Source organism: Flavobacterium pectinovorum (genome assembly GCF_022802975.1).
GTDB classification, from domain to species: domain Bacteria; phylum Bacteroidota; class Bacteroidia; order Flavobacteriales; family Flavobacteriaceae; genus Flavobacterium; species Flavobacterium pectinovorum_B.
This window is the reverse complement of record NZ_JAFEVZ010000005.1, coordinates 58,207-73,160: the sequence shown is the minus strand read 5'-3', so window position 1 is coordinate 73,160 and position 14,954 is coordinate 58,207. Positions and strand designations below refer to the sequence as shown.

At 34.2% G+C, this 14,954-nt stretch carries 13 protein-coding genes; 3 read left to right on the top strand and 10 right to left on the bottom strand.

Annotated elements, in window-relative coordinates; genetic code table 11:
* Positions 1-680 precede the first annotated feature (680 nt).
* From FLV_RS08785 to FLV_RS08765, 5 genes are all read right to left on the bottom strand, one after another.
* Positions 681-2,099 carry a TolC family protein gene (locus FLV_RS08785; protein WP_243232973.1) on the bottom strand — a complete coding sequence of 473 codons (1,419 nt, stop codon included), beginning with the start codon at positions 2,097-2,099 and terminating at the stop codon, positions 681-683.
* A gap of 130 nt (positions 2,100-2,229) precedes the next feature.
* Positions 2,230-5,394 (bottom strand): efflux RND transporter permease subunit, encoded by a 3,165-nt coding sequence (locus FLV_RS08780; RefSeq protein ID WP_243232972.1) that lies wholly within the window; start codon positions 5,392-5,394, stop codon positions 2,230-2,232.
* A gap of 11 nt (positions 5,395-5,405) precedes the next feature.
* A complete protein-coding gene (locus FLV_RS08775) occupies positions 5,406-6,548 on the bottom strand; it encodes an efflux RND transporter periplasmic adaptor subunit (RefSeq protein ID WP_410745952.1) in 1,143 nt (380 codons plus the stop codon).
* Between the two features lie 316 nt (positions 6,549-6,864).
* Positions 6,865-7,458: a TetR/AcrR family transcriptional regulator gene (locus tag FLV_RS08770; RefSeq protein ID WP_243232970.1), complete on the bottom strand. Its 594-nt coding sequence runs from the start codon at positions 7,456-7,458 to the stop codon at positions 6,865-6,867.
* A 385-nt stretch (positions 7,459-7,843) separates the two neighbouring features.
* Positions 7,844-8,119 carry a GIY-YIG nuclease family protein gene (locus tag FLV_RS08765; RefSeq protein WP_243233447.1) on the bottom strand — a complete coding sequence of 92 codons (276 nt, stop codon included), beginning with the start codon at positions 8,117-8,119 and terminating at the stop codon, positions 7,844-7,846.
* Positions 8,120-8,428: 309 nt separating this feature from the next.
* Between FLV_RS08765 and FLV_RS08760 the strand changes: the two genes are divergently transcribed.
* Positions 8,429-8,869 (top strand): cupin domain-containing protein, encoded by a 441-nt coding sequence (locus tag FLV_RS08760; RefSeq protein WP_243232969.1) that lies wholly within the window; start codon positions 8,429-8,431, stop codon positions 8,867-8,869.
* A 46-nt stretch (positions 8,870-8,915) separates the two neighbouring features.
* Here the strand turns inward: FLV_RS08760 and FLV_RS08755 are convergent, their stop codons facing one another.
* The 5 genes from FLV_RS08755 to FLV_RS08730 all read right to left on the bottom strand — a co-directional run bounded on the left by FLV_RS08755 (position 8,916) and on the right by FLV_RS08730 (position 12,409).
* The gene (locus FLV_RS08755; protein WP_243232968.1) at positions 8,916-9,473 is read right to left on the bottom strand and encodes a hypothetical protein; all 558 of its coding nucleotides are present in this window, start codon (positions 9,471-9,473) and stop codon (positions 8,916-8,918) included.
* Complete coding sequence (locus tag FLV_RS08750) at positions 9,470-9,859, bottom strand: hypothetical protein (RefSeq protein WP_243232966.1); 390 nt, start codon at positions 9,857-9,859, stop codon at positions 9,470-9,472. Before FLV_RS08750 ends, FLV_RS08755 begins: the two co-directional genes overlap by 4 nt.
* Complete coding sequence (locus FLV_RS08745) at positions 9,840-10,175, bottom strand: hypothetical protein (protein ID WP_243232964.1); 336 nt, start codon at positions 10,173-10,175, stop codon at positions 9,840-9,842. The genes FLV_RS08750 and FLV_RS08745 overlap by 20 nt, the downstream gene beginning before the upstream one ends.
* A gap of 229 nt (positions 10,176-10,404) precedes the next feature.
* Complete coding sequence (locus tag FLV_RS08740; protein ID WP_243232963.1) at positions 10,405-11,088, bottom strand: YiiX family permuted papain-like enzyme; 684 nt, start codon at positions 11,086-11,088, stop codon at positions 10,405-10,407.
* A gap of 322 nt (positions 11,089-11,410) precedes the next feature.
* Positions 11,411-12,409: a T9SS type A sorting domain-containing protein gene (locus FLV_RS08730; protein WP_243232962.1), complete on the bottom strand. Its 999-nt coding sequence runs from the start codon at positions 12,407-12,409 to the stop codon at positions 11,411-11,413.
* 603 nt (positions 12,410-13,012) lie between these two features.
* Between FLV_RS08730 and FLV_RS08725 the strand changes: the two genes are divergently transcribed.
* On the top strand, positions 13,013-13,927 hold the full coding sequence (locus tag FLV_RS08725; RefSeq protein ID WP_243232961.1) for a hypothetical protein: 915 nt from the start codon (positions 13,013-13,015) through the stop codon (positions 13,925-13,927).
* Between the two features lie 501 nt (positions 13,928-14,428).
* A complete protein-coding gene (locus FLV_RS08720; protein WP_243232960.1) occupies positions 14,429-14,884 on the top strand; it encodes a hypothetical protein in 456 nt (151 codons plus the stop codon).
* The last annotated feature ends 70 nt before the right edge of the window (positions 14,885-14,954 follow it).

Below are 14,954 nucleotides of genomic sequence, written 5' to 3'. Positions count from 1 at the left end.
ATTATAAACTTAATACGTTGAAAATTAATCCAATCCATTAAAAAATTAACTCAAAAGATTTATATAAAAATGATATAAGGAGACCGGTTTGTAAAAGTGTTTTAAAGTTACCCCATTTATTTGTTGGTAATTCGTTTTTGATGATAATTTTTCGTCAGTCTGAATGATTTTCGATAGAAAATGGTATCCAGAACAGAAAAATTATGATTAAAAATAGTTCTCGATACAAATTTTCTGAAAAAGCTATTGCATTTTCAGAAAATTCACTCGAACTGAGGAGATGTTGTAACGTCATCTTATATTGCTTTTTTTGTAAAAAAAATTAAACCTCGAACTGACGTTTTTAATGATTACAACCAATGCGTTCATTTTTTTATATTTTACTAATATTTAAAATTAGGTACGTTAGTGCATTTCGTTTTCAGCTTCTAGCTTTTTTTAACCATAATTAGACAAGTTGATACAAATTAATTCGTGAAAATTTGTGGATAAAATTAAGCTTTTAGCCTTGCCACCTTTCATTTCATAGTAGTTTGGTTAATAGTAATTGTCTCTTAGGAATTTGTTATTTCAGGATTTGCATAAAAATATTTTCAGAGTTTATATTTTATGAAAATCAAAAAACGCCATGAAAACTAAGTTTCACAGCGTTTTTAGAAATAAATAATTAAAAACGGGTATTATCTCCAGCCTCCGCCCAATGCACGGTATAATTCGGTATTGGCAGAAAGCTGTGCTCTTTTAATGTCTGCTAATTCTAATTCGCTTTGCAATAAACTTGCCTGAGCAGAAAGTACCTCAAGGTATTCTGCCATTCCGTTTTTGAATAACAGATTAGCATTTTTAATCGCTTGCTGCAGTGTTTTTACACGTTCCTGCAAAAATGTTTCCTGTTGCTGTAATTTTTCAACGGCAACCAAAGCATCGGCAACTTCACTTACTGCCACTAAAACAGATTGTCTGAAACGGATAACGGCTTTTCCTCTTTCGGCAACCGCAATATTATATTGTGTTCTTACTTTTTTATTGTTTAGTAAAGGCTGGGTTAAACCTCCCGCAACAGTTCCAAATAAGGAAGCCGGAATATTGAACCAATTGCTGGTTTCAAATGAATTTAATCCACCTTGTGCTGTAATTCTCAAGGCCGGATACAGGTCTGCTTTTGTGATTCCGACATTCGCATTGGCTGCTTTTAAAGCCAGTTCGGCACTTTTTACATCCGGTCTTCTGCTTATTAATGAAGACGGAATTCCAATTGCTGTATTTTGCTTTACTTCAATAGCGTTTAATTTTATAGTTCTTTCTTTTGAATCCGGAAAAGATCCTGTCAGTACACTTAAAGCATTTTCCTGAATAGCGATGTTTTGTTCCAATAGCGGAATCAATTGTGCTGAGTTTAATTTCTGTGCTTCAGATTGCTGAATAGCCAATGAAGTCACCTGACCCGCATCATATTTCAGTTTGATAATATTGGTCGTACTGTCATTCAGTTTCAGATTTTGTCTGGCAATGTCCAATTGTGCGTCCAGCATCAAAAGGTTGTAATAACCTTTAGAAACATTGGCAACAATTGTGGTCTGTACTGCTTTTTTTACCTCTTCAGATTGAAGATATTCAGCAAAAGCACCTTTTTTCTGATTTTTGATTTTCCCCCAAATATCAGCTTCCCATGAAAGTGTTGCACCTGCAGTGAAATCATTAATATGGTTTTGACCTAAAGCCTGACCCAGGTTTTTTCCTGTAAAACTATTGTCTGACGGATTGCTGGTACTGGCGGTAACACCCAAATTCACCTGAGGAACATTTCCCCATTTTGATTGCGAAAATCGGTACTGCGCAATTTCGATGTTTTTTGCAGCGATTTGTAAATCGTTATTTCGGACTACTGCGCTGTCAATTAGCTTGATAATGTCTTTCTCCGTAAAGAAGTTTTTCCACTCCAGATCGGCAATACTGGCCGTATCTTTTGAAACCGACACACCCCTGAAATTCTCAGGAAGTGCATCTTTTGGAGTTTCAATATCCTTAGAAACTTTACAGGATAGTATAGTGGTGATCAAAATAGCGACCATCACGATTTTGGTTATATATTTTTTCATTTTATAAGTTGTCATTAAATTTCTGTACAAGTATCTTTTTTAGTATCAAGATCTCTTGAAATTCTGTACGATATATAGCCAATGCCCAATAGAATGGCCACCAGAATTGTCGTTATATAATTTTCCATATTTATTTTTCTTCGTTATGAATTACGGCTATTGGTTTTCCCGAAACCTTTTCTTGTAAATGCTGGAATACGATAAATAAAACCGGAATGATTAACAGTCCAAGAATTACTCCAGAGATCATACCTCCCGCAGCACCAATACTAATCGAATGGTTACCTTGTGCTGATGGCCCTGTTGCGCTCATCATCGGGATTAATCCTACTACGAAAGCCAGCGATGTCATGATAATTGGTCGTAAACGTAATTTGGCTGCATCAATTGATGCTTTAACCAATGCCTGACCTGATTTTCGTTTTTGGACTGCAAATTCGACAATCAGAATAGCGTTTTTGGCGAGCAGTCCAATAAGCATTACCAGCGCAACCTGTACATAAATGTTATTTTCAATTCCGGTTAAACCGATTGCCACAAATACTCCAAATATACCCGCAGGGATTGATAGAATTACTGCTAAAGGCAAAATGTAACTTTCATACTGTGCAGCAAGTAAGAAATAGATAAATATCAGGCACAATAAGAAAATGGTAGCCGATTGACCTCCCGAAGAAATTTCTTCACGGGTTTGTCCAGAAAATTCAAATCCATAGCCTGCAGGTAATTGTTGTGCAGCCACTTCTTCAATTGCTTTAATGGCATCTCCGGAACTAAACCCTGGTTTCGGAATCGCATTTATACCAATTGAGTTAAATAGATTATATCTCGAAGCCGTTTCAGAACCATAAATACGGCTTAGTTTTACCAAGGTGTTGATTGGAACCATTTCGCCATTTTTGTTTTTTACAAATACACGATCAATTGCTGATGGATCTGCTCTGTCGGCAATGTCAGCCTGAACAACCACTCTGTAATATTTACCAAATCGGTTAAAATCTGATGCCTGAGCACTACCAAAATAAGCCTGCATGGTTTGCAGAATATCTTTGACTTTTACGCCTAACTGATCTGCTTTTGCATCATTAATATCCAATTGTAATTGAGGATAATCAGCTTTGAAACTGGTAAAAGCAACTGCTATTTCAGGGCGTTTCATCAATTCTCCAATAAAGTTTTGAGAGACTCCGCTAAACTTATCCAGTTTACCGCCGGTTTTGTCCTGAAGAACCAAATCCAATGCCTCAACGTTACTAAATCCGGGAACAGTCGGGAAACTAAATACAAAGAAACTTCCGCCGGAAATCGCACCTAATTTACCACGAACCTGACTCATGATTTCATCAATATTTTTAATATTACCACGCTCTTCATTTGGTTTAAGCAATACAAAAACTACTGCTGATGACGGACTTGTAGAATTCGTTAGCAAGTTAAAACCTGAAATTGCCGTTACAAATCGGGAAGCATCTAAACCTCTTAAAGTATTTTCGGCCTCAGTCATTACTTTCTGAGTTCCGTCAAGAGATGTTCCTGATGGCGTATTTACTGCAATCGCGATAAATCCCTGATCTTCTGTTGGGATAAATCCTGCAGGAGTTGTTTTAACCATTACAACTGTAGCAAAAGTAATTAGAGCTAATCCGCCTAAACTAACCCATTTGTTACGAATTAAGAATTTTAATCCGCCCACATAACGGTTTGTTAATGAGTCAAAACTTTTATTGAATCCGTTAAAGAATTTCTCTTTAAATCCTTGTTTCACATAAGGCGTATTTCCGTCGTACGCTGCGTGATTATCTTTTAGGAATAAAGCGGCAAGGGCAGGACTCAATGTCAAAGCGTTTACTGCTGAAATTACAATTGCAATGGCCATCGTAAAAGCAAACTGACGATAGAAAACCCCAGTTGAGCCTTCCATAAAACCAACCGGCAGGAATACAGCAGCCATTACCAGCGTAATCGAGATAATAGCACCCGTTATTTCGTGCATTGCTTCATGTGTGGCTACTTTTGGAGATAAGTGTTTATGCTCCATTTTCGCATGCACAGCTTCGACAACCACAATGGCGTCATCTACCACAATACCAATCGCCAGAATTAATGCGAAAAGTGTTAAAAGGTTAATCGAAAACCCAAATAGCTGCATAAAGAAGAACGTTCCTAAAATTGCTACTGGTACAGCAATAGCCGGAATTAAGGTTGATCTAAAATCTTGAAGGAAGATGAAAACAACTATAAATACCAATATAAAAGCTTCAATTAGAGTATGTTTTACCTGATCGATTGATTGGTCTAAAGATACTTTTGTACTGTAGAAAATATTGTGTTTGATGCCGGGAGGAAAATCTTTAGAGGCTTTCACCATCAGTTTGTTAATTGCAACCTGAATATCATTTGAGTTAGAACCTGCTAACTGAATAACTCCAATTACGATTCCTTTTTTACCATTTAAACGAGTTAAACTGTTATAAGAATAAGCACCAAGTTCAACTCTTGCCACATCTTTTAAGCGAAGGACAGAACCATCGGCATTCGAACGAATCGCAATATTTTGATAATCTTCCGGTTTGGTTAGTTTTCCTTTGTATTTAATTACATATTCAAAAACTTCAGTGCTTCTTTCTCCAAATTTACCCGGAGCAGCTTCTAAACTTTTATCCTGAATGGCTGCCATTACTTCGTTTGGCGTAACCTGATAAGCAGACATTTGAGTTGGGTTTAACCAAACTCTCATCGAATAATCTTTAACTCCGCCAAAAATACTGGCGGCACCAACTCCAGGAATACGTTTAATTTCCGGAATAATATTAATTTGAGCATAATTGGCAACAAAAGTCTGATCGTATTTCGATTCATCTTCTGTGTACATACCAATCGCCATGATGAAACTATTTTGCTGTTTTGCAGTTGTAACACCTTGCTGAACAACTTCTGCAGGCAACTGGCTTGTAGCCTGAGCAACTCTGTTTTGTACGTTTACAGCAGCCTGATCTGCATCAGTTCCTAATTTAAAGAAAACAGTAATCGCTAAAGTTCCGTCATTACTGGCAGTCGAGCTCATGTACGTCATATTCTCAACACCATTTATAGATTCTTCCAGGGAGGGTGCAACCGAACGTAAAACCGTTTCGGCGTTAGCTCCAGGATATACCGCCGTTACCAAAACCGATGGCGGTGCAATATCAGGAAACTGTTGTAAAGGCAATTTCGTAAGTCCAAGTACTCCCAGAATCACCAATAAAATGGAGATAACGGTTGCCAGTACAGGTCTTTGTATAAATATTTTGAACATTTTCGTAAAAATTATTTTTTGTTAGTTATTTGGGCAACTTTCGTAGCCGATTTTTCAGGCTGAATAACCTGACCTTCCTGAAGTTTATCAATACCACTTAACACAATTTGGTCACCGGAGTGTACTCCATCTTTAATCAGGTAGTTTGTTCCGCTTTTTCCGATAACGGTAATGGGCATTTTGTTCACTTTGTTTGCTTTTCCAACAGTGAAAACAAAAATCTTATCCTGCATTTCTATTGTAGCCGATTGTGGAACCAAAATCGCATCGTCATGCTGAATTCCTAATCGGATTCTTCCTGTATTTCCGGAACGTAACGTTCCGTTTTTGTTAGGGAAAGTCGCTCTAAGCGTAATTGCACCGGTAGTTTTATCGAATTGACCATCAACCATATCAATTTTTCCTGTTTGCGGATAAGCGTTGTTATCTGCTAATATTAAAGAAACCGGAGGCAGGTGTTTTATTTTATCAATCAGTGAATTTCCTGCGTATTGCGATTTAAAATTGATGAAATCGGTTTCTCCCAAAGAGAAATAAGCAAAAACTTCATGAACATCAGAAAGTGTCGTTAAGGGTTCAATATCAGTTGCTGAAACCAGACTTCCTTGTTTTTTAGGCAATCTGCCGATGTAACCGCTAACGGGAGCCGTAACATTAGTGTATCCTAAATTAATTCTGGCCGATGCTACCATTGCTTTAGCCTGTTCAATATTTGCAGCAGCGATTTTTTGAGAAGCTTTGGCAGTTTTTAGCTGATAATCAGAAACCACTTTGTTTTGCACTAAAGGAGTTAATTTATCAACTTCTAACTGAGCGTTGATTAAAGCAGCTTCAGCAGCATGAAGACTGGCTAAAGCATTGTTTAATTGCTCACGAAAAGGACGTTCGTTTATTTTGAATAAAGTTTGACCTTTACTTACATAAGCACCTTCATCTACCAAAACACGGTCAAGGTTTCCGCTTACTTGTGGGCGAATTTCCACATCTACAGTTCCTTGTATCGAAGCAGGATATTCATTATCAGTAGTAGTGTTTTCGCTTGTTATGGCTGCTACTGGTAAAACAGGTGGTGGTGGGGCAGGAGCTTGTTGTTTATCTGCACAACTGCTTAGTACTAGTGCCAGAATAAAGCTGGTTATAATTACATTTTTCATTTTCATATTGGTTTTAATTTGTTGGACATTCTCGTTTTTAAAATTTTTATTTCCGGTATGCTGTAGATTCATTTCTATATGTATTAAATTTTCTAACGCTGTTAAGTAAATTGATGCAAAAATTCAAATAATAATGGCTCCAATTCTATTTCATAAATCGGTATTAAATTATTTATCGGTGTTAAGTAATGGGCTAAAAAAACCTCTTTTTATGTTAATTAAATTATTTATCACTGTTAAGTAAAAGAGTAAAAAAAAGGATTTGCTAAATTACCTATTAAATCATTTACCACTGTTAAGTTAAAATGAAATTTTTTTATTGTATTGATTTTATGATACCTCCAATTGCATCTTTGAGAATCTGTCCGTTAATAGTATCCAGCGAAATACTTTTGTTGATAATATTAATCGCAATCAAACCATGAATGACCGAAAAGAAAGTAAAATATTTTTGTTTAATGACCTCTTCAGTCGGGTTGCTGTTTTTCATAATCTCAGCAATGACCGAAGTAAATAATTTATAAGGTGTTTTTGCAGCATCACATTGTTCAGAGCAACAATTCATCTGCACACCAAACATTACCTGATACATTTCGGTATCTGTAAAGGCAAAATCCCAATAAGCCATCCACATCGCTTCGATCTGGTCTTCCGGTTTATCAAATTTCGCTTTGGCATCTTCCAGCTCTTTACCTAATTTAAGGAAACCTTTACCTGTTAACTCTCTTAGAATGGCATCTTTATTAGAAAAGTACTCATATATGATGGGAGCAGTATATTCGATTCTGTCAGCAATTTTACGCATACTCAAACCAGTCCAGCCTTCTTCTTTTACAATATCATAAGCAGCGCCAAGAATATTGTTTCTTGTCTCTTCTTTTTGTCTTAAAATACGATCTTTACTAGCCATTTTGAATAAGTATTAAATTGTTTAACACCGTTAGGCAAATGTAGGACGGTTTTTCGAATTACGCCATAATTTTGTCATAATTTTTTCTTATCGTACAATAAGTGATCTTGAAAAAGCTTGTGAGGTCTTGAATTATTTGAGGTTTAGGATTTTATTTTTTTTTGAAGCAGAAGGATTTTGGTGTTTTTAAGACGTTTTGTCCCGCTCTCCATTATATCTTTTGTGGTGAACCCCACCACAAAAGGATGCCATTTCGATCAGGGCTAGGCGAGGAGGTGTTATATTTATAATTTCCTATAGATTGTGGTTTGTTTATTTTGCACATAGTTTGTCATTTCGACCGGAGGGAGAAATCACACTAGAAGATCGACAAAGATTAGCAAAGTTATTCAAAATGAAAATTAAGAAACGCAAAAGTTTCATTGGAACTCCTTATCAATTCAATTTTTTTGTCTCTTCGCCATTTCTTCAGTTCTTTTTCCCGTGAGATTGCTTCCTGTATCCAGGTGAATTTTTCGTAGTAAACTAAAAACTGAATATTATATTTTGCTGCAAAGCTACTAACATTTAAATCTATGTTTTCTTTATGCTTTGCAAGTCTTTGTTTTAAGTTGTTAGTAACACCAATGTAAAAAGAGGTTCGATGTTCATTTGTTATAATGTAGACGTAGTAACTATGAAAACCAGTTTGAGGGTTTAGTACTTTATTTTTTTTGTACGAATATACGTGTTTTTTTTGTTTATGTAAGGGTATGTCATTTCGAGGAACGAGAAATCACACGCGGGATTCGATAAAGATTGAAACAATACTTTATCAAGAGAAAAAACACAATAGTAAACTAACAAAGATTGACGACTAACTTTGCGGAGTTTCTAGTGTGATTTCTCCCTCCGGTCGAAATGACAAACCAAACTTCATATCACGATTTCTAACACACATCAAATTTTTTTGTAACATTGCTAAAAAAAAATGAAGCCAGTATCCATTATAAAAATTGCGATTGTTACTTTAATTATTCAATCAGCACAAGCTCAGGAAACAAAAAAAGAAACAGTTCCTGCTGAAATAAAATATTCAATCGAGAACTGTGTCAATCATTTTGAGTTAGACAAAGCCACAAAAACAAAAGTAGGTTATCAATATTGGTTTGCCGATAAAAATTTCACTCAGGAAAACACGCTCAAAATGAGTATCGTCGAACCCGGAAAATCAACTCACGCGCCACATCATCATCCCGAAGAAGAATTCTTCTATATCCTGGAAGGCACTGCCGAATTCTTTCTTGACGGAAAAACAGTGGTCGCAGGTCCAAATACCAGTTTTTATTGCCCGCCCAATGCGGAACACGGTATCAGTAATGTAGGAAAAACAGATTTGAAATATTTGGTCATTAAGAAAGATTTGAAGTAAAAACTTTTTTGTAAAAAAAACTATACGGAATCTGCAGATTTCAAATCTATGCAGTACCTGATTGTTCTGCTTTATACCGAAATAATTTTAATGCTCTCTGAAGTCTTGGCCGATTGTAACGCTGCAGAAGAATTGGATAAAGGTTGAAAATTACGTTTAAAACTAATAACCATAAGGATTTTGCAAATGTGAATTTTAAGGCAACATAAATGGTGAAGCCTAAAACAATAAAAAAGATAATCAGATGCCCTAATTCTGATTGTTTGGTGCGATACTCCAAATGAATTAAACTTTCCAAATCATTTTTAACAGGATTTGCTTTTTTATTAAGTTTTTCCCAGCCAACAAGAACCAGTAGTTTCCTAAAAAGATTTATCCCAAAGGTCTCATATATTTTTCCCTTATTTTCCCAATCTTTCGTTTTATAATAACCTGAGTCACCTTTTGATTTTAAAGTTTCGGTGAACATCAAAACGCACATCATCAACATAAAGTTTAAAATCCATGCAAATTGAAAACCCAGAACTCCAATATATAATACAAGGGTATAAGTTAATCCTGTAGTAACGAGAATGATCAAACCGAGAAGCATCTTTTTTTTCATAATTGTAAGTGTTCTAAAATCTGTATGATTTCTACAATATAGTTTATCTCTAAATTCAGCGTGCTATTTCCATTGCATTTAATTTCTATTGCATCTTCAGTCTCATTATATTTTATGAAAAGTTCTGATGTGCCTATTTCCCATAAAAATTTATCTTCAATTTTTTTAAAAAGCTGACCTGAATATGCTTTTCTTACATAATTGGGATCTTCCCAAATTTGTCTTGAGATGCTGATTAATATTTCGATAATTTCATCGGCATCTGAATGGGTTAACAAACAACAATCTCCATTTTTATAGCTGACTTGTAGAGAAATACAATCTCCATTTTTTTGAATTTGAATATTTCCATTCTTAACAAACCAATTATAAATCTGATTTTCCATGCTGAATGTTTTGAGGGGTCCACATTTTTAAAAATTTAAATATTTTTGAGTACTCCTCTCTTGGAGAAAACGCAAGGCAAACCTCTTTGTTGTCAAGGGAAGATTCTGTAAGCAATACAAAGTCAGTTTCGCTTTTAAGTCTTTCAAATTCAATTTCGTTAGCTATGCAAACCACTTTTTTAAATATTCCAGTAATCCATTTTATCATATCCTCATTCGATTCATATTTTTTGTAACAAGCCAATGAAGCGTGTGCAGTTATTACCGGAACTAATTTATCAGGGATACTGTCTTTTACGATAATGTACATTTTCATGTGCGTCTTTTTAATAAATATCAGGCGTTCCTGATTTTTGGGGAGTTTAATAATTGGTGCTGTATATTTTTACTAAACGAAAATACGAATTAAAACGTTAATTTTTAATTCATTATCAATATGTGTCAAAGTGTTTTTAGATTGTTAAAGATGATGTTTCACTCCCAATTTTTATACTTTTTATAATCAAATCAATCTTTTTAATCAATTTTACCCAACGGGTTTAAGTTTAATAAGTATCCACAACCGTTACCAATAAATCAGAATCAACCAGATTGGAAGGTGAAACCACTTTTTCTTCCAATGGAATGTTATTACCGTATCTCTCTTTAAGGATTTTTTGAACTCTTTCATCCTTTAAATTAAAATCTTTAAGTTGCTGTAGTTTAGATAATTCGATGTTGGCTCCGTTTTTATAGATTTTCCAGACTAATTCTGAGCAGTAAATTCGGGTATCGGTCCATTCAAAAAAAGCGTCGTATTGTTTCCCCATAAACTGCTGGCTGTAGTCTTTCATTTTTTGAAGCGTATTTTCATTTAATACTTCAGCAGCATTTTTTAATCTTTTTACAAGATATTTTTTATCTCTTCCATAAGTAATCCAATCATTCAAAGGCGTTAGTTTTACAGGTTGTACGGCTTCAAAAACAAATAAGTTTCCGTTTATTTCATAGATGATTCCGCAATGCGAAAACTTCGAATTGGTAGCAATTCGTACTGCTTCACACTGGCTGGACTCTGAAGTCTGAAAAATAATGTCGCCATCCTGAATCTTGTACGGTAAATTTATTTCATCTTTTATTCCGGATGTTAAAAACGGATTCTGATTTTTCGGAAAAACCTGCATCGTTACATACAGAGCACAACAAAAGCTTAGTAAAAAGGTAATTCCGGGCAGGAGGTATTTTTTCATTTTCATTTTGAATTTTTAAAGCTTAAAAGTATTGATAATTATCGCTAAGAGTGTTATCCTAATATACGCTGTCCAAAAGTAAGCAGATTATTGTCAGGATCAGGCAACGCAAAATCTTTTTGTCCGCAGGGTTTAATTTGAAGCTATCCGTTAGGATGTGTATCAAAAACGAATTACACCTAACGGGTTATTCATTATATTTTTTTGCAACCCTGTTGCATAAAAATTAATGTTCCGAAAAAATGTGATATAAACAAACATGCCAACTTCAAATTGAGGTTGGCATGTTTACAAGATTAAAAAAGAGTTTTTTTAAGATTAATTAGTTTACAAGGATTTCTTTTGTAATGTATTGATTTCCAATTTGGAGAACAAAAAAGTATAATCCTTTTGACCAGTTTGATACCTCTACTTGAGAAGGATTTGTTATCGTTTTTACTAAGGCGCCGCTAATCGAATAAATTTTTACTGAATCAACCGGATTTGGAGAATTAATTGTGACAACCTGATTTGCAGGGTTAGGATAAACTTTGACAGTGTTTTTATCTAAGATAACATCATTTACACCTAAATTATATTGACAATTTGTACTGAAACTTGCACTATTGTCATAAACCCATGTTCCTGTACGAACACTATTCATATCATCAACCTGGATACAAGTTAAACCTGTATTTCCACTGGCTTTCATCAAATTAAAGAATAAGGTTTTTCCATTATTCAGATTCAAAGATTTAAGTTTATTAAATCTGCAGTCTAAAGAGGTCAGTTTTACGTTTAAACTTATGTCTATATGTTCAATCAGATTGTTTTCACAGCCAATATCGTAAAGTTCCAGGTTTTTAGATACGTTCAGTGCTGTTAATTTATTATTTGCAGTTCTTAATCTTTCTAATTTAGTGTTTTTTGAAAGATCTAATGAGGTAATTTTATTAGAATTACATTCGAGGGTTTTTAAATCTACAAGTGAGCTTAAATTTAATGCTGTTAGATTATTTCCAACAGTATATAAACTTTGCAATTTTACATTGGCACTCAAATCCAGTGAAGTTAAAGAATTATACTCACAATCAAGTGAGGTAAGATTTATAAAAGCTTCAATTCCGGATAAATTTGTAATTGATTTCCAGCTACAGCCTATGGATCCGGTAAAAGCTTCAGCTTCGGTTTTACTTATTTCAGCATCACCATTTGTATTAATTGAAGTGTTAGCAACTAAATAGTCTTTAAATTTAGTATCCGGAATCGTAATGTTTTGTGATTGTGCAATTGTAGTAAGTAATAGTAAAAGAAATGTAGAAAGAGTAATTTTCATTTTCATTTTAAAAGATTTAAGGTTATATTTTGTAGCGCAAGTTATACAATTTACCATTATTAAAAAATATTGCTTATACTATTTGTACAAAAATATCTTACAATAAGTTATGCTTTTGAAAATGAATTAGATAGGATTTTTTTTGCAAACAAGGATTTACTCTTTGAATTAAATAAATGATTGATTTTATGACATAAAAAGAATCAATAAAAGTAATTTGTTCTGATAAAATACGGTTTGTTGAACAAATTACAGATGTTTTTTCTGTAATTTTATTCTTGATTTTGCTGTTATTATTTAGAAATTAATAATTGATTTCCTAAAACTGTATGATTTTTTGAAACATTTCTTCTGCTTTCAATATTTTGGATGTATATCAAAATTCGGCAATCATTTTATATTCAAACCTTAACTTAATAGTATTGCGTTCGTCCCTGATAAGGTAAAATATTTTCTGAAGCCAACATGCCTGATACTTTTAAAATTTTCTCGTAATTTGCTTTAAAGTTGTGCACTGAATTATTTGTGTAAAAAAACACGTTTAATAGCTTGCGTAGCTTTTGTTTTACTAAATTAAAATCCACAACACGTATAAGTAATTAAAGCTATATGAATAAATCACAATTTGAAAGATATGAGGACAACAATAACATCTGGTTGTCTCAAAAAAACAATCAGGAATTTAATTTAACCGATTATGGTGTAACACCTACAGTTCTTAGGAGTGAAGCTGAGGTTGGTCAGGCAATGTTAAACGAGCTTTACAGCACCGCGAAATCAAAAGAAGGAGATATTAATATCGCTCTTCTGGGCGGCAGAGGGGCTCAGGAGTTACACCGTTTACTTGGAGAGTTAGCAAAGTCAACGCAACAGGATGAACTGCTTGCGAGGCTCAATGTTTTTACTCAGGATGCGCTTGCTCCTTTGAGTATGAATAACGGCTTTAGTTTTGTCAGGGATTTTGAACGTATTTTAGGTGATGCCTTTTTCAAAAAAATAAAAAGTTTTACACCAATGCAAACAGATACAAAAGATCTGGAGTTGGCACTTGTAGAATATTTGACTAAACTGGAAACATTAGGGGGGCTGGATATATTTTTTATTGGTCACGGCCCGGAAGAAAATCAGGCATCACATCTTGCCTATATTAAACCTTTCTCCGGAGCGCAGCGTCATCATATAGCAGGAATAATTCCAATATCAAGCAGTATTCTGGAGCATCACATTAGCAAGTTTAAAGCCGGTGGAAGCCTGGTGAATGAAAGCGATGAAAAGGAATGCCGATCTGCTGAGTACATTCTCACTTTAGGACCGGCTGCAATATTAAAAGCCAAAAAGATCGTTCAGTCTGTTGTAGATGCCGATTCTGCCCCTGCCAAAATTCAAACGTATGCCAATGTGCTTAAAACAAACCTGAGTTCAAATAAAGAGGAAGCCTTACAGCAATTAAATACAAATCCGGGGTTATGGATAAGATTACATCCTAATACTAAATCTTTTGTATTGCCTAATTTAGGTCTGTGATACAGAAATTCTCCAAAAAAACAGTGCTGATTGCTTCGTTAATTTGCTATCGCCCGTGTAGCATCATTACAGATTTGAGTTAGAGAAATTTACGCAGTTTTTTATAAGGAACTCTTAGGGAGAGCGGGAGGGATGTTTGTGCTTTTTAGAAGCAGAAAATTCATTTTCATAACACAGACAGTCCCGCTTTTCGCTGCAATCTTATTTGCCGAACCCCGGCAAACAAGGATTTCCACTACAATCGGGGCTAAGCGAGAAATTTATGATTATAAACAAGTTTATTATTCGCATTCAATAGAGATGTTTCTGTAATTGATGTATTGACAATTTAGATGTTTAGTTTACAGATATAAAATGTAATTTTTTACTAACGTTTTGTAGATCTGTACAATGTAATTGTAATATCAATAAAAAAATTACTTTTGTAGTATTGAATAAAAAAAAGATGTTCATTGGCAAGACTCAAAAGATTTTAAAAAAATTAACCTAAATTCAATTAACATGAAGCAAAAATTATTTTTATTATTTATTTTTTTTACTGGTATTGCAACGTATGCTCAAAATTTGACATTAAATCAATTGATTGATATTCAAAGTAAAGATTTAAACAATGCAAAAAAGGTATTAACAGCAAACGGTTGGGAATTTCTAGATTACAATAAAAAAAACTTTGAATATACATTTGCTTTTCATCCTGACAGTTCAGGAAATGCAGAGAATTATTTCACGTACAAAGACGATCCGGCTTATGGTATTGAAGTTACAGTTGCCGCAATAACTAAAGCAGTTTATAATGAGTACAAAAAAACTCTTTTAGCCAATAAATTCAATTTGATTTCGTCACAACCCAATGGAGATAATACAGAAAGAGTATATGAAAATTCAACTCATTCTATTCGAACACTTTCTAGTTATACCAGTGATATTAGTTATTTTATAGTTTCTAAGAAAGGCTAATAAATAAAAAACAGTAAAGAAAAATTCATGTCTCTGCACATTCCCTCTGGTGCTCGTTTGCAACGAGTAC